The organism is Bartonella sp. MR168JLCBS (genome assembly GCF_042194175.1).
Map to the genome: position 1 here is coordinate 1 of NZ_JBHIMP010000620.1, position 538 is coordinate 538.

Here is a 538-nt window from a genome sequence, read left to right on the forward strand (position 1 = left end):
ATCGTAAAAGCTTTTCCGCTCCGATTCGCACGTCCTGTACGACCAATTCGATGAATGTAGTCTTCAGCATGTGTAGGAACGTCATAGTTGAAGACATGACTTACAGCTGGAATATCAAGTCCACGTGCGGCAACATCAGAGGCGACAAGAAGTGTGAGTTTATTGTCTTTGAAATCGGCTAATGTGCTCATGCGCGAATATTGATCCATATCGCCATGAAGTGCGCCTACACTAAAATTATGTCTGACGAGCGATCTAAAAAGTTCAGAGATATCTCTCTTTCGATTACAGAAAATAATAGCATTTTTGAGCTCATCGCCTTCATTGTGGATAAGTTCTCGCAAAACAGCTCTTTTATCCCATGATTTATTTCCAGATTTGACGAGCTGCTGTGTAATTGTAGTGGCTGTTGAGGATGCTTTTGTAACTTCAACAGTTACCGGAAAATGTAAAAATTGCTTTGTTAATTTTGTAATTTCCGGTGCCATTGTTGCGGAAAAGAATAAAGTTTGACGCGTAAAAGGGGTCAGTTTACAGA

The 538-nt window shown here is 40.3% G+C and carries 1 protein-coding gene; it reads right to left on the reverse strand.

All coding sequences use genetic code 11. The features are described 5' to 3' along the window. A partial coding sequence (locus ACFIK8_RS13050; protein WP_375669664.1) for a helicase-related protein occupies positions 1-538 on the reverse strand: 538 nt, incomplete at both ends.